Origin of the sequence: Streptomyces sp. NPDC000345 (genome assembly GCF_042898825.1) — a bacterium.
Classification (GTDB): domain Bacteria; phylum Actinomycetota; class Actinomycetes; order Streptomycetales; family Streptomycetaceae; genus Streptomyces.
Map to the genome: position 1 here is coordinate 20,115 of NZ_JBIAZE010000023.1, position 24,112 is coordinate 44,226.

Here is a 24,112-nt window from a genome sequence, read left to right on the forward strand (position 1 = left end):
CACCCCCGCCCCCGGGGGGGGGGGGGCCCCCCCCCGGGGGGGGGGGGGGGGAGAACCACCGCAGGGGGGCCCCCCCCCCCCCCGCCGCGGAGCGGATGCGGGGCCGGCGCCCCGGGTCAGCGGCTGATCGTCACCTGTTCCAGCGCGGCACGCAGCGCGCCCCAGCCGCGGGAGCGGGAGAGGCCGAGGTTGCGGGCGCGGACGAGGGGACGCCAGAAGTTCGCCTCCAGCAGGGCCTCGGGCGGTACCGCGCGCACCCGGTCCAGGACCGTCTCGGGGACCTTCTGCGGGTCGGGCACGTCGAACTCGGCGACGATCTCGTCGTACTTCTGGCTGAGCACCCGGTCGCGGGGGTCGGCGCCGAAGACCACGAGCTGGCCGGTGGGCTGGGTGTCGACGAGGACGGTGACGAGGTCGGGGCGGTACCGGGCGAGGATCTCGCCGACCTTGAAGACGTCGCCGGTCCAGGCGCCGGTGTGCCGGTCGCGGGCCGCCTCGTCGACGTTGCGCGGGAGCATGTCGTCGAAGACGATCACGCTGGTCCAGTCGGAGTGCCGCTCGATGTTGATGAAGTCGCGCAGCGCGTACTCGAACAGGTGCATGCCGTCGATGAAGGAGAGGTCGAGGGTGGGACGCCGCCAGTGGCCGAGCGGGTGCCGGCCGCGGCGCAGGTTGCGCCAGGGGTGACGGCCGCCCTTGAGGTGCTGGAGGGGGTCGGCGCGGGCGAAGAAGTCGTCGCTGGTGGCCTGCACCAGATGGACGTCGCAGCGGATCTCGGCGGTCACCTTGAACGCGGGGTCGACGGCGATGCTGGGGACGCGGGACAGGCGCAGGCTGCGGCCGTCGTTGACGCCGATCTCCAGGTAGTTGCGGTTGGCCGTGACCTTGTGCAGTTCCCGCAGGAACTCATGGCGTTTCACGAACGGACTCCTTGGGTCTCCTTGCGGATCAGGGGCAGGGCTTCGTGCAGGGCGGCGCGCCAGTCGCGCAGCGGGGCGAGGCCCGTCTCCCGCCACCGGCCGTGGCCGAGCACGCTGTACGCGGGGCGCGGGGCGGGCCGGGGGAAGGCGTCGCTGGTGGTGGGGCGCACCCGGTCCGGATCGGCGCCGATCCGCCGGAAGATCTCACGGGCCAGTTCGTACCAGCTGGCCTCGCCGGCCGCCGTGGCGTGCAGGACGCCCCTGGCCGTACGGCCGGTGCGGGGCCCCAGATCGGCGATGCGGGCGGCGACGTCCGCGCTCCAGGTGGGCTGGCCGCGCTGGTCGTCGACGACGTCGACGGTGTCGCGGCTCGCCTCCAGGGCGAGCATCGTGCGGACGAAGCTGGGGCCGTGGACGCCGTAGAGCCAGGCGGTGCGGACGACGACGGACGCGTCCGGGAGTTCGGCGAGGACGGCCCGTTCACCGGCCAGCTTGCTGCGGCCGTAGGCGGTGCGCGGGGCCGGGGGGTGGTCCTCCGGGTACGGGACCGAGGCGTCCCCGGCGAAGACGTAGTCGGTGGAGACGTGGATCAGCCGGGCGCCGTGCGCGGCACAGGCCCGGGCGAGCAGCCGGGGGCCGTCGCCGTTGATGCGCAGGGCGCGGGCCTCGTCGGTCTCGGCGTCGTCGACGGCCGTGTGGGCGGCGCAGTTGACGACCAGGCCGGGGCCGTACGCGGCGAAGGCCCGGTCGACCGAGTCGGGCCGGGTGACGTCCAGGGCCGCGTGGTCGAGGCCGGTGACGTCCTCGCCGCGCCGGGCCAGTTCCTCGGCGGTGTCGCGGCCGAGCATGCCGCCCGCGCCGGTGACGAGCCATCTCATACGGTCCGTGCCCCCCGCTTCAGCGGCTCCCACCAGTCGCGGTGGTCCCGGTACCAGGCGACGGTGTCGGCGAGCCCGGCCGCGAAGTCGTGCCGGGGCCGGTAGCCCAGCTCGGTGCGGGCCTTGGTCCAGTCGACGCTGTAGCGCAGGTCGTGTCCCTTGCGGTCCGGCACCTGTTCGACCCGGTCCCACCCGGCGCCGCAGGCGTCGAGCAGCAGCCCGGTCAGTTCACGGTTGCTCAGTTCGGTGCCGCCGCCGATGTTGTAGACCTCGCCCGGTCGGCCCTTGGTGCGGACGAGGTCGACGCCCCGGCAGTGGTCCTCGACGTGGAGCCAGTCGCGGACGTTGCGTCCGTCGCCGTAGAGGGGGACGCGCTCGCCGTCGAGGAGGTTCGTCACGAAGAGCGGGATCACCTTCTCGGGGAACTGGTGGGGACCGTAGTTGTTGGAGCAGCGGGTGACGCGGACGTCCAGGCCGTGGGTGCGGTGGTACGCGAGGGCGATCAGGTCCGAGGACGCCTTCGACGCCGAGTACGGGGAGTTGGGGCTCAGCGGGTGGTTCTCGGGCCAGGAGCCGGTCTCGATGGAGCCGTAGACCTCGTCGGTGGAGACGTGCACGAACGGTCCGACGCCGTGCCGCAGGGCCGCGTCCAGCAGCGTCTGGGTGCCGAGCACATTGGTGCGGACGAAGGTTCCCGCGCCGTCGATGGAGCGGTCCACATGGGACTCGGCGGCGAAGTGCACGACCTGGTCGGCGGCGGCCGTCAGCTTGTCGACGAGGTCGGCGTCGCAGATGTCGCCCTGCACGAACTCCAGGCGGGGGTGGCCGGCGGGCAGGTTGGTGAGGGTGCCCGCGTAGGTGAGCTTGTCCAGGACGGTGATGTCGAGGGCGGTGTCGCGGGCGAGGAGGCCGCGGACGTACGTGGAGCCGATGAAACCCGCGGCTCCGGTGACGAGGAGGTTCATGTGTGGATCTGTACCTTGCTGTGGTCGCCGAGGACGAGACGGTGGGCGCTCGGCACGCCGGGCGCGGGGGTGACTTCGACATGTCGGCCGATCAGCGAGTTCTCGATGCGGCCCACTCCGTCGATGGAGGAGTCGCGCAGCACGATGGAGAACTCCAGCTCGCTGTCGGTGATCCGGCAGTTCTCCGCGACGGAGGTGAAGGGGCCGACGTAGGAGTCGCGGACCTCGGTGCCGGCGCCGATGACGACGGGTCCGACGAGCCGCGAGCCGACGATCCGGGCGCCCGCCTCGACGACGACCCGGCCGACGGTCTCGGAGGCCTCGTCCACCTCGCCGTCGATCCGCCGTTCCAGGGCCTCCAGGACGGTCCGGTTGACCTCCAGCATGTCGACGACGTTCCCGGTGTCCTTCCAGTAGCCCTTGACGATCGTGGAGCGCACGTCGGCGCCCGCGTCGATCAGGTGCTGGATGGCGTGGGTGATCTCCAGTTCGCCGCGCCGGGACGGCCCGATGGCGCGTACGGCGGCGTGGATCGCGGGGGTGAACAGGTAGACGCCGACCAGGGCGAGGTCGCTCTTGGGCCGTTCGGGTTTCTCCTCCAGGCCGACCACCTGTCCGGCCGCGTCGAGTTCGGCGACGCCGAAGGCGCGCGGGTCGGGGACGCGGGTGAGGAGGATCTGGGCGTCGGGGCGGGTGCCGCGGAACTCGTCGACGAGGTCGGTGATGCCGCCGACGATGAAGTTGTCGCCCAGGTACATCACGAAGTCGTCGTCGCCGAGGAAGTCCCGGGCCACGATGACCGCGTGGGCGAGACCGAGCGGCCGCTCCTGCGGGATGTACGTGATGTCGAGGCCGAAGCGTGAGCCGTCGCCGACGGCCGCACGGATCTCGTCGGCCGTCTCGCCCACGATCACGCCGACCTCGGTGACGCCGGCGGCGGCGATGGACTCCAGGCCGTAGAAGAGCACGGCCTTGTTGGCCACGGGGACGAGCTGTTTGGCCGAGGTGTGGGTGATCGGCCTGAGTCGGGTTCCGGCACCACCGGCCAGCACGAGAGCCTTCATCGCCTCACCTCGGCTCCCGGTGCGTCCGGATGCCCTAGATCGTCGTGGTCACTTCCGTTCAGTCCTCTCCCCTGACGATGTTCCATTCCGCGCCGGAGCGCATCCCGGGCGGGGTGGCGGGGGTGACGACGGCGGGCAGACAGGTGCGCAGGGCCCACAGGTCGCGGCGCAGGCGGCGGGCGCGGGCCCAGCCGGTCTCGGCCCGGCGGACGGCGGGTTTCTCCTCAGTGGACGAGGTCACGACGGTTCAACACCTTTCCCATGGGCCCCCGGAACGCTTCACGCGGGGCCACGGACGGGCGAGTACCCTTCTGCGCCGCGCGGACACGTGGCGCTCAGCTCTGCGGGGAGATCTCCGCCCACACCTGTTTGCCGCCGCTGACCGGCAGGGTCCCCCACGCGTCGGACACGGCCTCCACCAGGAGGATGCCGCGGCCTCCGGTGGCCTCCCAGCCCAGGCTGGTCGGTTTGACCGGGCTGCGGGGCGAGGTGTCGGTGACGGCGACGCGCAGACGGTGTCCGATCAGGGTGAGGTCGAGGCGGACCTGGCCGTCGGTGTGCACCAGGGCGTTGGTGACGAGTTCGGAGACCACGAGCAGGGCCGTGTCCACGGGGTCCTCGGGCATGCCCCAGGAGCGCAGGGTGCGCCGGGTGAAGCGGCGGGCCTGCCGGGCCGCCTCGGGCACGCGCCAGACGGTCCAGCCCTCGCGCCGGGGCTTGACGGCCATGCCGTCGTAGCGCAGGAGGAGCAGGGCGATGTCGTCGGTTCGGTGGGCGCCGCCGAGGAGGTTGTCGGCGACCTGGCCCAGGTGGACGGGGTCGGAGACGGACAGTTCGTGGGCGAGCCGGGCCAGACCGGTGTCGATGTCCAGGTCGGCGGCCTCCACCAGGCCGTCCGTGGTCAGGGCGACGACCGTGCCGGGCACCAGCCGCAGCGGGGTCATTGGGAACTCGGCCTGCGCCAGCACGCCGAGCGGCGGCCCGCCGTCGGCCTCGGCGATGTCGGTTGCGCCGTCCGGGTGCCGCAGGACCGGTGGCGGATGTCCGGCGCGCACGCACCAGCCGGTGCCGGTCTCCATGTCGACGTCGACGTAGCAGCAGGTGGCGAAGAGGTCGGTCTCCAGCTCCATCAGCAGCCTGTTGGCGTGGGCGACGACCACGTCCGGCGGATGGCCCTCGGCGGCGTAGGCGCGCAGGGCGGTGCGCATCTGGCCCATCAGGGTGGCGGCGCCGGCGCTGTGTCCCTGGACGTCGCCGATGACGAGGGCGACATGGTGGTCGGGCAGCGGGATCACGTCGTACCAGTCGCCGCCGACCTCCAGGCCCGCGGTGGCGGGCAGATAGCGGGCGACGGCGACCCCGCCGGGGAGTTCGGGCAGGCGGCGCGGGAGCAGCTGGCGCTGGAGCATGCCGACGAGTTCGTGCTCGGCGTCGAAGGCGTGGGCGCGCAGCAGGGCCTGCCCGGCGAGGCCGGCGGAGGCGGTGAGCAGGGCGCGCTCGTCGGGGCCGAAGTCGTGCGGGCTGTCCCAGCCGATGAGACAGGCGCCCGCCATGCGGCCGCCGGCGGGCAGCGGGAGCACGGCGAGGCCGCCGGGACCGACCTCGGCGAGGGCGGGTTCCAGTTCGGTGGCGCCGGCGGGCCAGATCTGGGCGCGGCCCTCGCGCAGCGCGGCGGCCAGGGTGGGCATGGCGCGCACGGGCGCGTCGGGCCACTCGCCGCGCCACTCCGACTGCCACAGCTCGGGCCAGGACTCGGGTGCGGGCGGGTCGAGGACGGTGACGACGAGTCGTTCGTTCTCCAGCTCGGCGAGCGCGATCCGGTCGGCGCGCAGCGGCTTGCGCAGGGCGGTGACGACGGCCTGGCTGACGTCCCGTACGGTCCCGGCGGTGGCGAGGGCGGCGGCGAGGCGCTGGACGCGGGCCACGTCGGTGATCTCGGCGCGCAGGGTGGAGGCGTCGGCGACGGTGCCGACGAGCCGCGCCGGCTGGCCCTCCCCGCCGGGCAGCAGCCGGCCGCGCAGCCGCAGCCATCTGGGCGGGCCGTCGGGCTGGAGCACCCGGAACTCCAGCTCGCGCTCGCCGATGGACATGTGGTCGGCCTCGACGACGGACATCAGCGAGGGCAGGTCCTCGGGGACGGTCCGGCCGAGCAGGGTCTCCACACGGCCGTCGAAGTCCGGCCGGTCCATGCCGAACAGCTCCAGAATCGTGTCGCCGACCTCGACCCGGCCGGTGTCCATGGCGAGGCCGAAGGCGTCGGCGCGTGGTTCGGCCTCTTCGGGGGCGGCCGGCGCGGGCGTGGCGACGGCCTCCGCGAGGAGGGCGAGGCAGGCGCGGTCGGCGCCGTCGAAGCCGGCGGGCCGCTCGCTGACGGCGAGCAGACAGCCGCCCCCGCCGTCGGGCAGGGGCAGCACCGCCAGATGGACGTCCCGGGCGGCCGTGCCCTGCGCGGGCGCGTAGTCGGCGAGCCGGTCCGGGTCCAGCCACACCGGCTGCCCGGTGCGGTGGGCCTCGGCGGCCGGGGAGTGCCCGTCGGCGGGGTAGCCGTCGCGCAGCCCGTACAGCGTGCCGGGCACGCCGGCCGACTCGGTCAGGCGGAGCAGACCGTCGTCGCCGGGGGTGTACACGGCGGCGAGGGACGCCGCCGTGAAGACGAGCGCCTGTTCGAGGACACGCCTCGTACGATCGGGGGAGGCGGGATCGGCCGTGATCGTCTTGAGGGCGATTTCGGCACGCACGGGTCCCGTTCTGCGCTCCGCAGCACCCTCACTGACCACGTCCGCAATTACAGCGCTTATGGACCCTGTGCGCAGCCCCTGTTCCGCGCACAGGCCCCCTGGATCCCTGCCGCTCCCCGCTCGCCGTGCGCGCCGGGCCGCCAGGGGGCAGATTTGAACGTTGGGAACGCCGGGCGACCAGTGGGCCGAGGAGGTGGCCGCCGTGTCCGACGGGCAGCAGTCCGGTCAGACGATCACGACCGTGCGGACGCCGGTCGGCCGGCCGCTGCTGTCCCTGGCGCTGACCTCCATGATGGACGCCGTCGGCGCGCACTCCGGTGCCGTGTATCTGCGCCCGGGCGACGAGCAGGTGCTGCAGATGGCGGTGATGGCTGGGCTGCCCCGGTCGTTCGCGGCGCCCTGGGAGCGGGTGGTGCTGAGCGCGCCGGTCCCGGTCGCCGACGCGGTGCGCGAGCGGCGGCTGGTGTGGGTCGGCGGGGAGGAGGAGATGGCCCGCCGCTACCCCCGTATCGCCGTCGTCCTGCCGTACCCCTTCGCGCTGGCCGCGCTGCCGGTCGCGACGCCGTCCCGGGTGTTCGGCGCGGTGTACGTGACCTGGCCCGGCTCGCATCCGCCGGAGCTGGCGGAGTGGGAGCGGGAGCAGCTGACGTCGGCGTGCGACCGGCTGGCCGCGCGGCTGGAGCGGGCGGCGTCGGAGAACCGTCCGCTGCCGGCCGAGTCCGATCTGGTGGACGCGGGGCCGATCGGCGGGACCGCCTCCACGCTCGGCACCCTGGAGGCCGCCCGGATGGTGGCCCGGCTGCCGTACGGGCTGTGCGCGCTGGACCTGAGCGGGCGGGTGGGTTTCGCCAACACCGCCGCGGCCGAGCTGCTCGGGGTGCCGGCGAGCCGGCTGCTGGGGACGCAGCTGTGGGCGGCGGTGCCCTGGCTCAACGACCCCTCCTACGAGGAGCGCCACCGGGCCGCGCTGCTCAGCCAGGAGCCCGTGTCGTTCGTGGCGTTGCGGCCGCCCTCGGACTGGCTGTCGTTCCGGCTGTACCCGAGCACCACCGGGATCAGCGCCCGGATCAGCCGGGCCCGGGGGGTGACGGGGACCGGACCGCCCGAGACGCGGACGGGGGCCGCGCCGATCCGGCTGGTGTCGATGTCCCAGGCACTGAGCATGGCGGGGGCGCTCACCGAGACGGTGAGCGTGCAGGACGTGGTGGGGCTGGTCGCCCACGAGATCGCGCCGGCCGTGGGCAGCCAGGCCCTGGCGCTGCTCGGGGCTCGGGCGGGGCGGCTGCACGTGCTGGGCCTGCACGGGTATTCCGACCCGCACGTCGTGGAGCGGTTCGACGGCATGCCGCTGTCCGCGCCGACGCCGGGTGCGCACGCGGTCGCCCATGGTGTCCCGGCCTTCTTCGAGTCGCGGCACCACCTGGAGCACCTGTATCCGGCCCGGCAGTCCACCCCGGACGGCTTCGCGGCCTGGGCGTATCTCCCGCTGATCGCCTCCGGCCGCCCGGTGGGCGCGTGTGTGCTGGCGTACGCCGAACCGCACGACTTCTCCACGCACGAGCGCGCGGTGCTGACCAGCCTGGCCGGGATGGTGGCGCAGGCCCTGGACCGTGCCCTGCTCTACGACGTCAAGCACCAGCTCGCCCACGGCCTGCAGGCGGCCCTTCTGCCCCACTCGCTGCCGCGGCTGCCCGGTGTGCTGGCGAGCGCCCGCTATCTGCCCGCCACCCGGGGCATGGACATCGGCGGCGACTTCTACGACCTGGTGCCGTCCCGGCCGCTGCCGGCCGCGGTGATCGGGGACGTCCAGGGCCACAACGTGACCGCGGCCGGTCTGATGGGGCAGATCCGTACGGCCGTACGGGCGTACACGACCGTCGGGCAGGAGCCGGCGGAGGTCATGCGCAGCACCAACCGGCTGCTGATCGACCTGGGGTCCGAGCTGTTCGCCAGCTGTCTGTACCTGCGGCTGGACCCGGGGCGCGGGCGCGCGGTGATGGCGCGGGCCGGGCATCCCCCGCCGCTGCTGCGCCGGGCGGACGGCCAGGTGCGGGTCCTCGACCTCGCGGGCGGTCCGCTGCTGGGCATCGACGGCTCGGCGACGTATCCGACGACGGAGTTCGAGCTCGGCCCGGGCAGTGTCCTCGCCCTGTACACCGACGGGCTCATCGAGACGCCGGGGGTGGACATCGAGGAGGCGGTGGCGGACCTCGGGCGGCGGCTGGGCGAGCGAGGTGACCGTCCGCTGGAGGAGCTGGCCGACGAACTGGTGGGGCCCTACGCGGCGGCCGAGGAGCGGATCGACGACGTGGCGCTGCTGTTGCTGCGGGCGCTCGGGGCGGAGGGCTGAGGGGCGTCCGGCGGAGCGTGACCGGCGCAGGACGCGAACGGTCCGGCCCCCGCCGGAGGGCCGGACCGTTCACATGATCCTGTGTCAGTGCGACTCGGTCACACCCGAGCCGTCCTGCTGGCCGTCGCCGGTGTCGGCCGCGCCGCCGTCGGCGTTCTGGCCTGCACCGCCGTCGGCGGCCTCCTCGCCACCGCCCTGGACGGCCTCGCCCGTCTGGTCGTCGATGCCGTCACCGTTCTCGTCCACGGCACCGGCACCGGCTTCGCCGCCGCCCTGGACGGCCTCGCCCGTCTGGTCGTCGATGCCGTCACCGTTCTCGTCCACGGCACCGGCACCCGCTCCCTCGCCGCCGACCTGGTCGCCGGCACCGATGCCGCCGCCGTCGCCGAGGGTCGCACCCGTCGCCTCCAGGGCGGTGGTCACCGGCTGGAAGAAGGTCTCGCCGCCGGCGGTGCAGTCACCGCTGCCGCCCGAGGTCAGGCCGATCGCCTGACCGTCCTGGGTGAACAGGGAGCCGCCGCTGTCGCCGGGCTCGGCGCAGACGTCGGTCTGGATGAGGCCGGTGACGGTGCCCTCGGGGTAGTTGACCGTGGCGTCGAGGCCGAGCACCGTGCCGTCGTTGAGTCCGGTGGTGCTGCCCATCCGGAAGACCTGCGTGCCGACCGTCGCCTCGGCCGCCTGGCTGATCGCGACGGTCTGCTGACCGACGTTGACCTCGCTCGGCGCCTCGGTGTTGGGGTCGTCGTACTTCACGAGTGCGAAGTCGCCCTCGCCGGGGAAGACCGCCTGGTCGACGGTGGCGATCGGCTGGCCGTCCTCGGAGTCGGACCACTGTTCGGCGGCGACCCCGCAGTGACCCGCCGTCAGGAAGGCGGGCGAGCCGTCGCTCGCGGTCACGTTGAAGCCGAGGGAGCAGCGCGCCCCGCCACCGAAGATGGCGTCGCCGCCGGAGACGAAGGTCTTGAAGGTGCCGGCCGACTTCTGGATGGTCGCCATGCCCGAGCCGAGGCCCTGGACGGTGGACTCCAGCTGGTCCCACTTGCTGCCGGTGACCGTGGAGTCGGCGGTGACCAGGATCTGGTTCGTCCTGGGGTTGACGGCCCAGGCGGTGCCCGGGATGGTCGCCTTGGTCTTCAGGGTCTGCGCGGCGGACTTGAGCTCGGCCGCGCTGTTCTCGACCTCGCGGACCTTGGCGCCTGCCTTCTTCGCCTGGACGATGACGTTGTTGTCGTCACCGGAGACGTCCACGACGTTCACCACGAGCTGCTGGCCGTCGGAGTCGTAGTACGAGCCGGCGAAGGCGTCGCCGAGCAGTTTCTCGAGCTGCGCGGCGAGGTCCGAGGCGTCGCCCGCCTTCAGGGCCTTCACCGAGCCGGCGTCGGGGGAGCCGCCGTCCTGGGAGGCGTTGGCCTGGGGAAGCAGGATGGCCGCCGCTCCGAGCGCTGCCACACCACCGACCGCGATGATGGCCTTGCGCTTCGTAACTCGCTTGTGACTCAAAAAACTCGACCTCCTGGGGGACGGGGTCTGGCTGCCGGCGATCGGCAGCCCCGTACAGCGGCGCCTGGTTGGCCTTGGGTACGCAGGGGGCGCGTGATGCGTTCAATCGCGTTTGCCAACTTCCTTTGCGAAACACGGAATCGGCCATGACCGGCGTCTGACGGAACCGCGCGGGGAACAATCGCCCATATGACGATGACGACCACCGAAGCCGACAAGATCCTTTCCGACTGCTTCGCGCCCTGGGTGCGCGCCCTCGGCCTGTCCGTCGAGAGCCTGGGCGAGGACCGCGCGCTGTTGCGTCTGCCCTGGTCGGCGACGCTGGCCCGGGAAGGCGGAGGCCTGTCGGGGCAGGCCCTGATGGCGGCCGCCGACACGGCCACGGTGATCGCCGTGTCGGCCGCCCGGGGGGCCTTCGTCCCCATGACGACGGTGCAGCAGTCCACCTCGTTCCAGCGGGCGGTGGCCGATTCGGATGTCCTGATCGAAGCGGTCCTGACCAAGCTGGGCCGCCGGATGGCGTTCGCCGACATCGCGATGACGGCCGAGCGGACGGGTGAGCTGGCGGCGCGGGCGAGCACGGTCTACGCGCTGCTCGGCTGAACCAGGCGACCGCGGCACACCGCCGACACCGACACCGACGGTGACCGGGACCTGACGTTCCGTTCCCCACGGTGAGCGGAATCCCCGCTTCAGAGAATCTGCACATCGATTGCCCAAGCGGGTCACGGCGAGCGGGGATTCTGCACAACTCTCCGGCGGCGCCCACGTCATTGGGGCAGGAGTGTCGGATTCGCCGCGACGGCCCCCGCCGCTCATCCGAGCGGATCCGGTCCGGGCTGTGAAGGAGTGGGCGACAAGTCGTGCGCGCACCTGCACCGTTTGACGCGTCTGTGACGCAAGTGCCCAGGTGAGAGCGGTGGTTGAGTGGATGCGCCGGCCGCGGACCTGCTTTGATCCATCGCACCGCAGGAGTCCGGCGGCTCCCGGAAACGGGGGCCCGGGCCCGCGGTCGCGGCCGTCGTCTGTCCCCAGAGGGGGCCGCTCCCCCTGATGAGATATCCATGTGAAGGGAAGTTCCATCATGAACTCCACCCCCCAGGTTGAGACCGTCGAGATCTCCGACGCCGACCTCGACAACGTCTCCGGTGGTCTGTCGGTGAACGCCCTCGGCACCGCCACCGGCCTGGTGGACGGCGTCGCCCCGGTCTCCGGCCTGGTCGACACGGTCGTGGGCACCGTCGAGGGTGTCACCGGTCTGAACACCGCCCCGGTCACCAACCTGGTCGCCGGTCTCTGATCGCACCCTGTGTGACCTTCCGAGTCCCGGAGCCCTCACCCGGCTCCGGGACTCGTCGGCGTCCCCGACCCCCGAGAGAAGCCCGTGCAGTTCCGCCAACAGGCCCTCGCCAAGCTCCAGTCACCGGAGGAACTCGACCTGCCGGTGCGTTTCGCACGCCCCCAGGGCTGGCTGGTGCTGTCCGTGACCGTGGTCGTCATGGCCGCCGCGTCCGTGTGGGCGGTGACCGGTTCGGTCGCGTCCACGGTGAGCGCGCCCGCCGTGCTCACGCACGGCGAGGGCAGCTACATCCTGCAGAGCCCGGCGGCCGGCCAGGTCACCGCCGTCCTCGCGAAGGAGGGCGAGCGGCTGCCCGCCGGCTCCCCCGTGCTGAGGGTGCGTACGGCCGAAGGTGACACCGAGGTGCGGACGGTCGCCGCGGGCCGGATCACCGCGCTCGCCGCCACCATCGGGCAGATCATCTCCACCGGCGCGAACGTGGCCGCCGTCGAGAAGGTCGCCGGCGCCGGCGATCCGCTGTACGCGACGGTGTACGTCCCCGCGGAGAGCGCCGCGTCGATCCCCGAGGACGCGGCCGTCGACCTGACCGTGCAGACCGTGCCGTCCGAGGAGTACGGCGTCCTGCGCGGCCATGTGAAGTCGGTGGACCGCACGGCGCAGTCGGCGCAGCAGATCGCCGCGTTCCTGGGCGACACCCGGCTGGGCGAGCAGTTCACCGAGGACGGGCGCCCGGTGGCCGTGCTGGTGCGCCTCGACAGGTCGCCGTCCACGAAGAGCGGGTACCGCTGGTCGTCCGCGGACGGACCGCCGTACCGGCTCACCTCCATGACCATGGCCAGGGGTTCCATCCGGCTGGCCGACCAGCGTCCCGTCGATTGGCTGCTTCCGTGACCGCCACCCAGGAGACCCGCGGCCGGCGCCGGGCCGCACCGCCGCGGCGCACGGTACCCAGCAGCCGGGTGAAGACCGTCCGTACGCCCACGGTCCTCCAGATGGAGGCGGTGGAGTGCGGCGCCGCCTCCCTCGCGATGGTCCTCGGCCACTACGGCCGGCACGTCCCGCTGGAAGAGCTGCGCATCGCGTGCGGTGTCTCGCGCGACGGTTCCCGCGCGAGCAACTTGCTGAAGGCCGCGCGCAGTTACGGTCTGACGGCCAAGGGCATGCAGATGGACCTGGCCGCCCTCGCCGAGGTGAAGACACCCGCGATCCTGTTCTGGGAGTTCAACCACTACGTCGTCTACGACGGCATGGGCCGCCGCTTCGGCCGCCGGGGCGTGTTCGTCAACGACCCGGGCAAGGGCCGGCGTTTCGTGCCGACGGAGGACTTCGACGGCAGCTTCACCGGTGTCGTGCTGGTGCTGGAACCGGGGGACGGCTTCGAGCGGGGCGGGCGCAGGCCGGGCGTGCTGGGGGCGATGCCGGCCCGGCTGCGCGGCACCGCGGGCACCCTGCCCGCCGCCGTGCTGGCCAGCCTGCTGCTGGTGCTGGTCGGTGCCGCCGTGCCGGCGCTGAGCCGGACCTACATCGACATGTTCCTGATCGGCGGTCAGACCTCGCTGCTGGAGGTGCTGTTCGCCTCCATGGGCACCTGCGTCCTGCTGACCGTCGCGCTGACCTGGCTCCAGCAGGCCAACCTCCACCACGGCCGGATCATCTCCTCCACCCTCTCCAGCGCCCGCTTCCTGCGCCATCTGCTGCGGCTGCCGGTGACCTTCTTCTCCCAGCGCAGCCCGGCCGACCTGGTGCAGCGCCTCCAGTCCAACGACGCCGTCGCCGAGACCCTGGCCCGCGACCTGGCCTCGGCGGGCGTGGACGCGATCGTCGTCGTCCTGTACGCGGTGCTCCTCTACACCTACGATCCGCAGCTGACGTTCGTCGGCGTCGGCGTGGCGCTGCTGAACATTGTCGCCATGCGGATCGTGATCCGGCTGCGGGCGACCCGTACGGCGAAGCTGCGCGCGGACAACGCGCGGCTCACCAACACGGCGTACACCGGTCTGCAGCTGATCGAGACGATGAAGGCGACCGGCGGTGAGGACGGCTACTTCCGCAAGTGGGCCGGGCAGCACGCCACCACGCTGGAGGAGCAGCAGCGGCTCGGGGTGCCGGGCGCCTGGCTGGGCGTGGTCGCGCCGACGCTCGCCTCCCTCAACAGCGCGCTGATCCTGTGGATCGGGGGGATGCGGGCGATCGAGGGCCATGTCTCGGTGGGCCTGCTGGTCGCCTTCCAGGCGCTGGTCACCCGCTTCACGGCCCCGCTGACCCGGCTGAACGGCGTGGCGGGACGCATCCAGGACTTCGCGGCGGACGTGGCCCGGCTCAAGGACGTGGAGAACTTCCGCGCCGATCCGCTCTACGACCGCCGTGCCGGGGCGGACTCCACCCGCCGGCTGCGGGGCCATGTGGAACTGGAGAACATCACCTTCGGCTACAGCCCCCTGGACCAGCCGCTGCTGTCCGGGTTCGACCTGACGGTCGGGCCGGGCCGGCAGGTGGCGCTGGTCGGCGGCTCGGGCAGCGGCAAGTCGACCGTCTCCCGGCTCATCTCGGGCCTGTACACGCCCTGGGAAGGTGTGATCCGCATCGACGGGCAGCGGCTGGAGGACATCCCGCGCGGCGCGCTCGCCGCGTCCGTCTCCTTCGTCGACCAGGAGGTGTTCCTCTTCGAGGGGACGGTCCGCGACAACGTGGCGCTGTGGGACCCGTCCATCCCGGACGACGCCGTGATCGAGGCGCTGCGGGACGCGGCGCTGTACGACGTCGTGCTGCGCCGGCCCGGCGGCATCCACAGCCGGGTCGAGCAGGACGGCCGCAACTTCTCCGGCGGCCAGCGCCAACGCCTGGAGATCGCGAGGGCGTTGGTGCGCCGGCCGAGCATCCTCGTGCTGGACGAGGTGACCAGCGCGCTGGACGCGGAGACCGAGCAGCAGGTCATGGACAACCTGCGCCGGCGCGGCTGCGCCTGCGTGGTGATCGCCCACCGGCTCAGCACGGTCCGCGACAGCGACGAGATCGTGGTCCTCCGGCACGGCACGGTCGTCGAGCGCGGACGGCACGGGGAACTCCTCGCGCGGGGCGGGGCGTACGCGGCACTGGTCAGGGAGCGCTGAGATGACGGCCGTACAGGACGGCGACTACGTGCTCGCCGCGCTGGGACGGATGGGGGCCCGCGTCGACTGCGCCGGGTTCGGCCGTCTGGACCTCGAAGGGCCGCAGGTGCTGTGGCTGGTCGCGTCCGGCGCGCTGGACCTGTTCGCGGTGGACGCCGAACAGCAGGGCCACTGGCACCACCTGGGCCGTCTGGAGGCGGGCTCACTGCTGCTCGGCCCGGTCGCGGGAGCCCAGCACACCCTGGTCGCACGCCCGTTGCGGGACTGTGTGGTCCACCGCATCGGTCTGCGCGAGCTGTACCAGAGCACCGGGACGCAGACCTGGTCCTACGACGAGTACGGCAACCCCCAGTACGTGCCGCCGGCTTCGAGCCCCCTGGAGTACGCCCTGGCACTCGGCGTCGGCCGGGGCCTGTCCGTTCTCTTCCAGGCGCCGACGGCCGGCGAGAGGGCCGCGGAGGTCACCGACGAGGACGTCTTCTGGATGCAGGTCCCGCCCGGCAGTGTGCAGTACGGCGCTCTGTACGGCGCGGAGGCCGCCGCCGATCTGCTGATGGACCCTCAGGTGTGGCAGTCCATGGTCGACCAGCAGTACCGCCTGCTGACCGCGCTGGACCGCTGGATCGAGCAACTGGAGAACACCCACGCGTCGCGTACCGCCGCCGGGATCAAGGCGGGTGAGGCGGTCCGCGACCGGGCCGACCGCACACTGCTGGCCTCGATCGGCCGGGGGCCGGGGCAGCGCGCGACGTCCGCCGACGCGGACGCCACCTTCGCCGCGTGCGGGCTGGTCGCCGAGGCGGCCGGGATCGTCCTCGCCGAACCCGCGCGCATGGGCGCGGGCAACGACCGGCTGGACCCGGTCGAACAGATCGCCCTGGCCTCCCGGGTGCGCACCCGTGCCGTACGGCTGGACGGGCGCTGGTGGCGGGACGACGTGGGCCCGCTGGTCGGCCACCGGGCGCTGTCGGGGGCACCGGTCGCGCTGCTGTGGCGGCGCGGCGGCTATGTCGCCGTCCATCCCACGACCGGGCGGGAGACGCCCGTGGAGAAGGCGAACGCGGAGGAGTTCGAGCCCCGTGCGGTCATGTTCTACCGGCCGCTGCCGGAACGCGGTCCGAGCCCGCTCGGGCTGCTGCGGTTCAGCATGCGGGGCACGGGCGGCGACCTGGCGAACCTGCTGCTGAGCGGGCTGGTGACGGTGGCGATCGGGGCGCTGGTGCCGATCGCCACGGGCAAGGTGCTCGGTGAGTACGTGCCGAAGGCCGAGCGGGACCTGATCGTGCAGGTGTGTCTGGCCGTGATGGTCAGCAGTGTGGTCGCGGCGGCGTTCATGCTGCTGCAGAACCTCACCGTCCTGCGCCTGGAGGGCCGGATCGAGGCGACGCTCCAGCCGGCGGTCTGGGACCGGCTGCTGAGGCTGCCGACGAGGTTCTTCGCCGAGCGGTCCACCGGCGAACTGGCCAGTGCCGCCATGGGTATCAGCGCGATCCGCCGGCTGCTGGCGGGGCTGGGGCCCTCGGTGGCGCAGTCGGTGACGATCGGCGCGATGAACCTGGGGCTGCTGCTCTGGTACAGCGTCCCGATGGCGCTGGCCGCGATCGGGATGCTGGTGGTCGTCGCGGCCGTGTTCCTGGGCCTCGGGCTGTGGCAGGTGCGCTGGCAGCGGCGGCTGGTGGTGCTCTCCAACAAGCTGAACAACCAGGCGTTCCAGACGCTGCGGGGGCTGCCGAAGCTGCGGGTGGCGGCCGCCGAGAACTACGCGTACGCGGCCTGGGCGGAGCGGTTCGCCCGCAGCCGTGAGCTCCAGCAGCGGCTCGGCCGGATCAAGAACCTCAGCACGGTGCTGGGCGCGGTGTACCTGCCGCTGTGCTCCCTGCTGATGTTCATGCTGCTGGCCGGTCCGGCGCGGGGCGCGCTGTCGGCTGCGGACTTCCTCACCTTCAACACGTCGATGACGATGCTGCTCACCTCGGTCACCTCGCTGACCGGCGCCTTCGTGTCGGCGGTGGCCGCGCTGCCGCTCTTCGAGGAGATCCGCCCGGTGCTGGAGGCGAGCCCCGAGGTCCGCACCGCGAGCACCCGCCCGGGCCCGCTCTCCGGCGCCCTGGAGGCCCGCCGGCTGTCGTTCCGCTACTCCGACGACGGCCCCCTCGTCCTCGACGACGTCTCCTTCGAGGTCCGGCCGGGCGAGTTCGTGGCCGTGGTGGGCCCCAGCGGCTGCGGCAAGTCGACCCTGCTGCGCCTGCTGATCGGCTTCGACAAGCCGCTCTCGGGCAGTGTCCTGTACGACGGCCAGGACCTGGCCGCGCTCGACCAGTCGGCGGTGCGCCGGCAGTGCGGTGTCGTGCTCCAGCACGCCCAGCCGTTCACCGGGTCGATCCTGGACGTCATCTGCGGCACCGAGGCGTACACGCCGGAGGAGGCGATGGCGGCCGCCGAGCTGGCGGGGCTCGCGGAGGACATCAGGCGGATGCCGATGGGGCTGCACACCATCGTCTCCGGCAGCGGCTCGGTCTCCGGCGGCCAGCGCCAGCGCCTGATGATCGCCCAGGCGCTGATCCGCCGGCCGCGGATCCTCTTCTTCGACGAGGCGACCAGCGCCCTGGACAACGAGACGCAGCGCACGGTCATCGAGAGCACCCGGAAGCTGAACGCCACCCGCGTGGTGATCGCCCACCGGCTGTCGACGGTGATGGACGCCGACCGGGTCGTCGTCATGGAGAACGGCAGGGTGGCCGAGCAGGGTCCGCCCGCGCGGCTGCTCGCGGAGACGGGCGGGCGGCTGCACGAGCTGGTGCGGCGGCAGCTGGCGTAGGCCGGGTGCGGGAGCGGTCAGTCGCGGCCGGGCACCGGCGCGCCGGACGGGAAACCCGCCTCGACGTAGGCGCGGTAGTACGCCTCCCACGACCGGGTGCCCCCGTCGGACGCGACCGGCGCGCCGCTCTCCGCCAGTGCGTCCAGGGCGGCCAGGCACACCTCCCAGCCCGCGGCGTTGCGGGCCGAGGCGTCGGCGGACGCCAGGACGTTCGTGAGGGTGAGCCGGGTGCCGTCGTCGTCGGCCTCCAGGTCGAAGCGGAGTTCGTCGCCGCCCCAGGCGAAGGACAGATGGCGGGGGACGTCCACGGCGAGGATGCGGCCGGTCGACTCCGGCATCCGGGGGTCGCCGCCGAACCTGATCGTGGCGCCGGGGCGCAGCTCCGTCTCGACCCGGGAGGGGAACCAGCCGGCGAGTTCCGCGGGGTCGGTGACCAGGTGCCAGATGCTGCCGACCGGGTGGCCGTAGGTGCGGGTGAAGCGGACGGCGGGGCGGCCGTCGTCCAGGGTCAGGCGGATGCCGGTGAGATCGGGGGAGGCGGCCGGGCGGCCGGTCTCGGGACGGTCGGTCTCGGGACGGTCGGTCTCGGGGCGGTCGGTCTCGGGGCGGTCGGAGCGGTCCGCGGCGTGCTCCGCCGGGCCGTACAGGTGCAGCTGGATCCCGTCGGGGTCGTCGAAGACCAGCAGCCATCCGAGGGTGGCCTCGATGAGCGGGGAGTGCGGGACGCCGAGCGTGTCTAGGTGGGCGGCCCAGGCCTCGACGGCGGCGCGGTCGGGGACGCCGAAGCTGACCGGGTCGAAGTTCCGGCAGCCGCGGGCCGCCTCCGGGTTCGCGCGCAGGGCGAGCAGGGTGTCCCCGAGCCCGGGGACCGGGCCGCCCACGCCTTGCAGGACGCCGTCCGCGTCGGGGAACTCGTGCGTGACCTTCAGGCCGAACACCCGGCCGTACCACTCGCGGGCCCGGTCGAGGTCGGTGACGGGAATCTTCACGTGATGGATTCCGGCGAGTTCCGGCATGAGATCCACGCTAAGGCCCCTCCCGCCGCCTTCCCAACGAAACTTTGCCGTTTCGCTGAAAGTGTTCTAGCCTCGATGTGTACGAAACAGTTTCGTTTACGTACTCTTTGCCTCTTTGCCTTCCCCGCTTCGTCCCACTCACCTCCCTGGAGGGGTTCCCCCATGTCCTCGAAGACCCTGACGGACGGCGCCCGCACGGGCACCGGACAGGCGCCGCCCGACGCCTCCACCAGGAAATGGTGGATCCTCGCGGTCGTCGCCCTGGCCCAGCTGATGGTGGTGCTGGACGCCACCATCGTGAACATCGCCCTGCCCTCGGCCCAGGCCGATCTCGGGTTCTCCGACGGCAACCGGCAGTGGATCGTCACCGCGTACGCGCTGGCGTTCGCCTCGCTGCTGCTGCTCGGCGGCCGCACAGCCGACCTCTTCGGCCGCAAGACCGCCTTCCTCGTCGGGGTCGTCGGCTTCGCCGCCGTCTCCGCGCTGGGCGGCGCCGCCGCCAACTTCGAGATGCTGGTCACCGCCCGCGCGCTCCAGGGCGCCTTCGGCGCGCTGCTCGCACCGGCCGCGCTCTCCCTGCTCAACACCACGTTCACCGACGCCAAGGAACGGGCCAAGGCGTTCAGCGTCTACGGCGCCATCGCCGGCGCGGGCGGCGCGGTGGGCCTGCTGCTCGGCGGCATCCTGACCGACGCGCTCGACTGGCGCTGGACGCTCTACGTCAACGTGGCCATCGCCGTCCTCGCCTTCGCGGGCGGCTGGGTCCTGCTGGCCAACCACCGCGACGCCGCGAACTCCAAGCTGGACGTCCCGGGCACCGTCCTGGTCGCCGCCGGTCTGTTCTCCCTGGTGTACGGCTTCTCCAACGCCGAGACCCACGACTGGGACTCCCCGCTGACCTGGGGCTTCCTGATCGCGGGCGGCGTGCTGCTGGCGGCGTTCGCCTGGTGGCAGACGCGCGCCGCGCACCCGCTGCTGCCGCTGCGTATCCTGCTCGACCGCAACCGCGCGGCCTCCTTCCTCGCCGTGCTGATCTCGGGCGCGGGCATGTTCGGCGTGTTCCTCTTCCTCACCTACTACCTGCAGCTCAACCTGGGCTTCAGCCCGACGAGGACCGGCGTGGCGTTCCTGCCGATGGTCGGCGCGCTGATGGTGACGGCGCAGGTCGGCACCACGGTCCTGGTGCCCCGGATCGGACCGAAGGCGGTCATCCCGCTGGGCTTCGCGATCGCCGCGGCGGGCATGGCCTGGCTGACCGGGATCGGCGTGGGCTCCAGCTACACGAGCGCGGTGCTGCCGCAGCTGATCGTCATCGGCGTCGGCCTCGGCCTGGTCATGCCGCCCGCCATGCAGATGGCCACCGGCGGGGTCGCCGCCGAGGACGCGGGTGTGGCGTCCGCGACGGTCAACGCCATGCAACAGGTGGGCGGTTCGATCGGTACGGCCCTGCTGAGCACCCTCGCCTCGAGCGCCGCGACCGACTATCTGGCCGGCCGGGACGCCACCAGCGAGCTGGTCCAGGCGCAGGCGACCATCGAGAGCTACACGACCGCGTTCTGGTGGTCGGCGGGCCTGTTCGCGACGGGCGCGGTGATCGCGTTCGCGCTCTTCCGCCGCGGGGTGCCGCAGCAGGACGCGGACGCCGCACCGGTCGTCCACATGTGACCGGCCCGCTCGTGTGACCGTCCGGGGAGCCGCACCGGGGAGCGAGGGGCCGCCGTCCGTGAGGGACGGCGGCCCCTCGCGCGTGTCGCTCAGCGTAGGGAGGGGTCGCTTTGGGTACGCGCCGGGCCATGAGAATCAGTGTGCTGGACGTGGGATCGAACACCGTGCGGCTGGTGGTGGCGGACGCGGAGGACGGGGTGCCGCTTCCGGTGCACACGGCCAAATGGCGGCTGCGGCTGTCCGAGCAGGTCAGACCGGGGGCACCGATTCCCGGGGAGGCCGTGGAACGGCTGGTGGCCGCGGTCGCCGCGGCGGCCAGGACCGCCGACCGGTGGGGCGCGACGGGCCCCCTGGCCTTCGCGACCGCCGTGGTGCGCGCCGCCCCGAACCGGATGGACGTGCTGCGCGCGGTGCGGACCAGGACCGGTGTCGCGCTGTGCACCCTGCCGGGCGAGGTGGAGGCCGAACTCACCTTTCTCGGCGCCCGCCGCTGGATGGGCTGGCGGTCCGGACCGCTCGCGCTGCTGGACATCGGCGGCGGCTCGTTCGAGGTGGCCTTCGGCCGGGGCCGGCTGCCGGACTTCGTGGCCTCGCTGCCGCTCGGAGCCGGCCGCCTGACCCACGACTTCTTCGCCGGCCAGGACCCGCCGTCCCCCGATCTCGTCCGGGCGATGCGCCGCAGGGTCCGCCATCAGCTCCGGGACGTGGCCGCCCGGATCCGCTGGGAGGGCCCGCGTACGGCGGTGGCCACCTCCCGCACCTTCCAGCAGCTGGGCCGGCTGTGCGGCGCCTCGCCCGGACGGCACGGCCCGTTCGTCGACCGCGTCATGCACCGCCGCGACCTGGGCGCCGCGGTCGAGCGGCTGGCCTCGCTGCCCGCGGCGGAGCGTGCCCTGCTGCCCGGCATCTCCGCGCCGCGCGCCGCGCAGAGCCTCGCCGGGGCGGTGGTGGGACACACGGCGATGAAGCTGACCGGGCTGCGGACGGTCACCGTCTGCCCGTGGGCGATCCGCGAGGGCGTCATGCTGCGGCACATCGAGGACGGCGCGGCCTGGTGGGCGGAGGTCACCCGTCTCGCCGACGAGGCGGCCGGCACCCCGGGGTTGGTGCCGCTGCGCGTCGCGCGACACTGAGAGCACCCGACGACGTGAGACGTGAGGAGCCTGCCGTGTCCGACGATCGCGAGCCCCCGAAGAGCGCGCTCGAAGAGGTCCTGCGGGAGATAGAGGACGCCGAGGCCCGCGCCGACGACCCCGAGGACGAGCGGCGGCGCCGACGGGGTGAGGCCGCCGAGGCCATCACCCCCGACCAGCGGGCGCGGGAGGAGTCCCGGGGGGACTGACGCGGGGGTGACCCGGCGCCACCGGGGTACCCGGCGCGCATGACAGACGAAGGTCCGCGGCTGCCCGCCGCCCGGGGCCCGGTCTCGGCGGCCGTGGCTGCATACCTGCTGGACAGGGGTCCGCTCCCGCCCGCCGCGGCGGTCGCGTCCGCCGACCCCTACGGCGACGATCTCCAGCTGGCCCTCTACCTCTGCTACGAACTGCACTACCGAGGGCTCGCCGGCGTGGCCGCGGACCGCGAGTGGGACCCCGACCTGCTGCGGGTCCGCGCCGCGCTGGAGCACCGCTTCCTGACCGCCCTGCGGGAGGACACACCCGTCCACGACACCGTCGACGAGGCGCTCGCCGAGCTTCTCGTCGAGCCCGTCGTCGGGACGGGCGTGAGCCATTTCCTGGCCGCCGAGGGCGAGCTGTGGCAGCTGCGTGAGTACGCGGCCCAGCGCTCGCTGTACCACCTCAAGGAGGCGGACCCGCACGCGTGGGTGCTGCCCCGGCTGTGGGGACGGGCCAAGGCGGCGATGGCGGCGGTGGAGTTCGACGAGTTCGGCGGCGGCCGGCCCGACCGGGTCCACGCGCTCCTGTTCGCGAACCTGATGACGGACCTCGGCCTGGACACCGCCTACGGCCGCTACCTCGACGCCGCGTGCGCGCAGACGCTCGCCACCGTAAACCTGATGTCCCTGTTCGGCCTGCACCGCTCCCTGCGGGGTGCCCTGGTGGGCCACTTCGCCTCCGTCGAGATCACCTCCTCCCCCGGGTCCCGCCGGCTCGCCGAGGCGATGCGCCGCGCGGACGCCGGGCCCGCCGCCGTCCACTTCTACGACGAGCATGTGGAAGCCGACGCGGTGCACGAGCAGGTCGTACGGCACGACGTCATCGGCGGTCTGCTCGCCGAGGAGCCGCATCTCGCCCCCGACGTCGCGTTCGGCGTCGACGCCACGGGTCTGCTGGAGGACCGTCTCGGCGACCATCTGCTCACCTCCTGGCGAGCGGGGCGCTCGTCCCTGCGCACGGCCCTCCCCACCGCCGCGACTTCCGGAAAAGCCCATATTTCCTGAATGCCGGGGTACTTGATCCGCGTGCAACCACTGGTGCTCCCGGGCGTGTACGCCCCACAGGAGGACACCGCCCTGCTGGCCGGGGCGCTGTCCGAGGAACCGCTGTCACCGGGTGCCCATGTCCTGGACGTGGGCACCGGCTCCGGCGCGCTGGCCCTGGCGGCGGCGCGGCGCGGCACGCGGGTGACCGCGGTGGACGTGTCGCGTCGGGCGGTGTACGTGGCCCGGCTGAACGCCTGGCGGGAACGGCTGCCGGTGCGGGTGCGGCGCGGAAACCTCTTCGACCCCGTGCGCGGGCTGTCCTTCGACCTGATCCTGAGCAACCCGCCGTACGTTCCGGCGCCGGCCGGTGACCGGGTGCCGCAGGGCACGGCCCGGGCCTGGGACGCGGGCGGCGACGGCCGGCTGCTGCTGGACCGGATCTGCCGCGAGGCACCCGGGCTGCTGCGGCCCGGCGGGGTGCTGCTGCTGGTCCACTCCGCGCTCAGCGACCCCGGAAGCACGGTCGCCTTCCTGCGCGACTCGGGCCTGAAGGCCTCGGTGACCCGGCGGCGCCGCATCCCGTTCGGGCCGGTGCTGCGCGCACGGGAGGACTGGCTGCGGGACCGGGGGCTGCTGTCCGCCGACGAGGAGAACGAGGAGCTGGTGGTCGTCCGTGCCGAACTCCCCTGCTGACCGGCCGCGCCGGATCAGTGTCCAGCGCCGGGGGCCGCTGCTCGTCGAGGGTCCCGTGGAAGTGGAACTCGAGGACGGGACGACGGTCTCCTCCGACCGCTTCCAGGTCGCCCTGTGCACCTGCCGGCGCAGTCGCCGCTATCCCTGGTGCGACACGAGCCACCGGGACTCCCACCGCAGAGCCCGAAAGACCCAGGACCCGGAAGACAAGCCATCGGCCTGAAGTTCACCGGGCCGAGTGAACCAGCTCTTGCGTCCCGCCGCGCAGGGATGCCGTGCGTCCCGCCGGGGTAGCCACCGGCTCCGACAGCACCCCCTGCCGAGGTGGAACGGACATGACGCCACCGGCCAATCCGCACGCGCGTACTCGTGTCAGCGGCCCGTACACCCTGGTGGAGGTGGCGGGCGAGATAGACCTGGCCACGGCGGGCCTCGTCGCGGACCATCTGGACGCGGCGACGGCCGTGCCGGCCCCGGACGTGCTGGTCGATCTGCGCGAGGTGGAGTTCCTGGACTGTTCGGGGCTGCGGGTGCTGTGCCGGGCCCAGGAGCGGGCGGTGCGGGCCGGGGGCAGGCTGCGGGTGGTCTGTGATCAGCCGTACCTGCACCGGCTGCTCGGCGCGACGGGCCTGCTGGGCCGCTTCCCGCCGCTCACCTCGGTCCCCGGAGGCGTCCGGAACCGTACCGAATGACCCCAGGGGCCGGCGGGCGG

The 24,112-nt window shown here is 73.1% G+C and carries 21 protein-coding genes; 13 read left to right on the plus strand and 8 right to left on the minus strand.

The features are described 5' to 3' along the window. Window positions 1–116: 116 nt before the first annotated feature. From ACFY30_RS36565 to ACFY30_RS36590, 6 genes are all read right to left on the minus strand, one after another. Window positions 117–920, minus strand: coding sequence for a class I SAM-dependent methyltransferase (locus tag ACFY30_RS36565; protein ID WP_390849457.1), 804 nt, complete (start codon window positions 918–920; stop codon window positions 117–119). Beyond that, entirely contained in the window at window positions 917–1,798 is an 882-nt protein-coding gene (gene rfbD / locus ACFY30_RS36570; protein WP_390849458.1) for a dTDP-4-dehydrorhamnose reductase, read from the minus strand. The genes ACFY30_RS36565 and rfbD overlap by 4 nt, the downstream gene beginning before the upstream one ends. Next, window positions 1,795–2,763 carry a dTDP-glucose 4,6-dehydratase gene (gene rfbB / locus ACFY30_RS36575; RefSeq protein WP_390849459.1) on the minus strand — a complete coding sequence of 323 codons (969 nt, stop codon included), beginning with the start codon at window positions 2,761–2,763 and terminating at the stop codon, window positions 1,795–1,797. The genes rfbD and rfbB overlap by 4 nt, the downstream gene beginning before the upstream one ends. Continuing rightward, a complete protein-coding gene (locus ACFY30_RS36580) occupies window positions 2,760–3,827 on the minus strand; it encodes a glucose-1-phosphate thymidylyltransferase (RefSeq protein WP_390849460.1) in 1,068 nt (355 codons plus the stop codon). The genes rfbB and ACFY30_RS36580 overlap by 4 nt, the downstream gene beginning before the upstream one ends. A gap of 58 nt (window positions 3,828–3,885) precedes the next feature. Further along, on the minus strand, window positions 3,886–4,068 hold the full coding sequence (locus tag ACFY30_RS36585) for a hypothetical protein (protein ID WP_390849461.1): 183 nt from the start codon (window positions 4,066–4,068) through the stop codon (window positions 3,886–3,888). 94 nt (window positions 4,069–4,162) lie between these two features. Beyond that, entirely contained in the window at window positions 4,163–6,604 is a 2,442-nt protein-coding gene (locus ACFY30_RS36590; RefSeq protein ID WP_390849462.1) for a SpoIIE family protein phosphatase, read from the minus strand. 154 nt (window positions 6,605–6,758) lie between these two features. Here ACFY30_RS36590 and ACFY30_RS36595 point away from each other — a divergent pair, with 154 nt between their 5' ends. Continuing rightward, window positions 6,759–8,915, plus strand: coding sequence for a SpoIIE family protein phosphatase (locus ACFY30_RS36595; protein ID WP_390849561.1), 2,157 nt, complete (start codon window positions 6,759–6,761; stop codon window positions 8,913–8,915). Between the two features lie 84 nt (window positions 8,916–8,999). Here the strand turns inward: ACFY30_RS36595 and ACFY30_RS36600 are convergent, their stop codons facing one another. Beyond that, on the minus strand, window positions 9,000–10,415 hold the full coding sequence (locus ACFY30_RS36600) for a S1 family peptidase (RefSeq protein WP_390849463.1): 1,416 nt from the start codon (window positions 10,413–10,415) through the stop codon (window positions 9,000–9,002). Between the two features lie 189 nt (window positions 10,416–10,604). Between ACFY30_RS36600 and ACFY30_RS36605 the strand changes: the two genes are divergently transcribed. The 5 genes from ACFY30_RS36605 to ACFY30_RS36625 all read left to right on the plus strand — a co-directional run bounded on the left by ACFY30_RS36605 (window position 10,605) and on the right by ACFY30_RS36625 (window position 17,643). Next, window positions 10,605–11,018, plus strand: coding sequence for a PaaI family thioesterase (locus ACFY30_RS36605; protein ID WP_390849464.1), 414 nt, complete (start codon window positions 10,605–10,607; stop codon window positions 11,016–11,018). A gap of 481 nt (window positions 11,019–11,499) precedes the next feature. Next, the gene (locus ACFY30_RS36610; RefSeq protein WP_390656589.1) at window positions 11,500–11,715 is read left to right on the plus strand and encodes a type A2 lantipeptide; all 216 of its coding nucleotides are present in this window, start codon (window positions 11,500–11,502) and stop codon (window positions 11,713–11,715) included. An 84-nt stretch (window positions 11,716–11,799) separates the two neighbouring features. Then, window positions 11,800–12,606 (plus strand): HlyD family efflux transporter periplasmic adaptor subunit, encoded by an 807-nt coding sequence (locus tag ACFY30_RS36615; protein WP_390849465.1) that lies wholly within the window; start codon window positions 11,800–11,802, stop codon window positions 12,604–12,606. Beyond that, window positions 12,603–14,825 (plus strand): NHLP family bacteriocin export ABC transporter peptidase/permease/ATPase subunit, encoded by a 2,223-nt coding sequence (locus ACFY30_RS36620; RefSeq protein WP_390849466.1) that lies wholly within the window; start codon window positions 12,603–12,605, stop codon window positions 14,823–14,825. The genes ACFY30_RS36615 and ACFY30_RS36620 overlap by 4 nt, the downstream gene beginning before the upstream one ends. 1 nt (window position 14,826) lies before the next feature. Further along, window positions 14,827–17,643, plus strand: a complete 2,817-nt coding sequence (locus ACFY30_RS36625) for an NHLP bacteriocin export ABC transporter permease/ATPase subunit (protein ID WP_390849467.1) — start codon at window positions 14,827–14,829, stop codon at window positions 17,641–17,643. 17 nt (window positions 17,644–17,660) lie between these two features. Here ACFY30_RS36625 and ACFY30_RS36630 read toward each other — a convergent pair whose 3' ends face one another. Next, window positions 17,661–18,659: an SRPBCC domain-containing protein gene (locus ACFY30_RS36630; protein WP_390849468.1), complete on the minus strand. Its 999-nt coding sequence runs from the start codon at window positions 18,657–18,659 to the stop codon at window positions 17,661–17,663. 162 nt (window positions 18,660–18,821) lie between these two features. Between ACFY30_RS36630 and ACFY30_RS36635 the strand changes: the two genes are divergently transcribed. The 7 genes from ACFY30_RS36635 (at window position 18,822) to ACFY30_RS36665 (ending at window position 24,092) form a co-directional block, all read left to right on the plus strand. Next, window positions 18,822–20,324: an MFS transporter gene (locus tag ACFY30_RS36635; RefSeq protein ID WP_390849469.1), complete on the plus strand. Its 1,503-nt coding sequence runs from the start codon at window positions 18,822–18,824 to the stop codon at window positions 20,322–20,324. 128 nt (window positions 20,325–20,452) lie between these two features. Further along, window positions 20,453–21,457: a Ppx/GppA family phosphatase gene (locus ACFY30_RS36640; protein WP_390849470.1), complete on the plus strand. Its 1,005-nt coding sequence runs from the start codon at window positions 20,453–20,455 to the stop codon at window positions 21,455–21,457. A 35-nt stretch (window positions 21,458–21,492) separates the two neighbouring features. Then, window positions 21,493–21,666 (plus strand): hypothetical protein, encoded by a 174-nt coding sequence (locus ACFY30_RS36645; protein WP_390849471.1) that lies wholly within the window; start codon window positions 21,493–21,495, stop codon window positions 21,664–21,666. Between the two features lie 39 nt (window positions 21,667–21,705). Beyond that, a complete protein-coding gene (locus ACFY30_RS36650) occupies window positions 21,706–22,725 on the plus strand; it encodes an iron-containing redox enzyme family protein (protein WP_390849472.1) in 1,020 nt (339 codons plus the stop codon). Next, complete coding sequence (locus tag ACFY30_RS36655) at window positions 22,726–23,400, plus strand: HemK2/MTQ2 family protein methyltransferase (RefSeq protein WP_390849473.1); 675 nt, start codon at window positions 22,726–22,728, stop codon at window positions 23,398–23,400. It abuts the gene before it with no gap. Continuing rightward, window positions 23,381–23,623 (plus strand): CDGSH iron-sulfur domain-containing protein, encoded by a 243-nt coding sequence (locus ACFY30_RS36660; protein ID WP_390849475.1) that lies wholly within the window; start codon window positions 23,381–23,383, stop codon window positions 23,621–23,623. Before ACFY30_RS36655 ends, ACFY30_RS36660 begins: the two co-directional genes overlap by 20 nt. 112 nt (window positions 23,624–23,735) lie before the next feature. Then, complete coding sequence (locus tag ACFY30_RS36665) at window positions 23,736–24,092, plus strand: STAS domain-containing protein (protein WP_390849476.1); 357 nt, start codon at window positions 23,736–23,738, stop codon at window positions 24,090–24,092. Window positions 24,093–24,112 lie beyond the last annotated feature (20 nt).

Bases quoted from the DNA above. Each gene is read 5' to 3' on its own strand.
- rfbD (WP_390849458.1), bottom strand. From the start codon at position 1,798: ATGAGATGGCTCGTCACCGGCGCGGGCGGCATGCTCGGCCGCGACACC.
- rfbB (WP_390849459.1), bottom strand. From the start codon at position 2,763: ATGAACCTCCTCGTCACCGGAGCCGCGGGTTTCATCGGCTCCACGTAC.
- ACFY30_RS36580 (WP_390849460.1), bottom strand. From the start codon at position 3,827: ATGAAGGCTCTCGTGCTGGCCGGTGGTGCCGGAACCCGACTCAGGCCG.
- ACFY30_RS36605 (WP_390849464.1), top strand. From the start codon at position 10,605: ATGACGATGACGACCACCGAAGCCGACAAGATCCTTTCCGACTGCTTC.
- ACFY30_RS36610 (WP_390656589.1), top strand. From the start codon at position 11,500: ATGAACTCCACCCCCCAGGTTGAGACCGTCGAGATCTCCGACGCCGAC.
- ACFY30_RS36625 (WP_390849467.1), top strand. From the start codon at position 14,827: ATGACGGCCGTACAGGACGGCGACTACGTGCTCGCCGCGCTGGGACGG.
- ACFY30_RS36630 (WP_390849468.1), bottom strand. From the start codon at position 18,659: ATGCCGGAACTCGCCGGAATCCATCACGTGAAGATTCCCGTCACCGAC.
- ACFY30_RS36635 (WP_390849469.1), top strand. From the start codon at position 18,822: ATGTCCTCGAAGACCCTGACGGACGGCGCCCGCACGGGCACCGGACAG.
- ACFY30_RS36640 (WP_390849470.1), top strand. From the start codon at position 20,453: ATGAGAATCAGTGTGCTGGACGTGGGATCGAACACCGTGCGGCTGGTG.
- ACFY30_RS36650 (WP_390849472.1), top strand. From the start codon at position 21,706: ATGACAGACGAAGGTCCGCGGCTGCCCGCCGCCCGGGGCCCGGTCTCG.
- ACFY30_RS36655 (WP_390849473.1), top strand. From the start codon at position 22,726: ATGCCGGGGTACTTGATCCGCGTGCAACCACTGGTGCTCCCGGGCGTG.
- ACFY30_RS36665 (WP_390849476.1), top strand. From the start codon at position 23,736: ATGACGCCACCGGCCAATCCGCACGCGCGTACTCGTGTCAGCGGCCCG.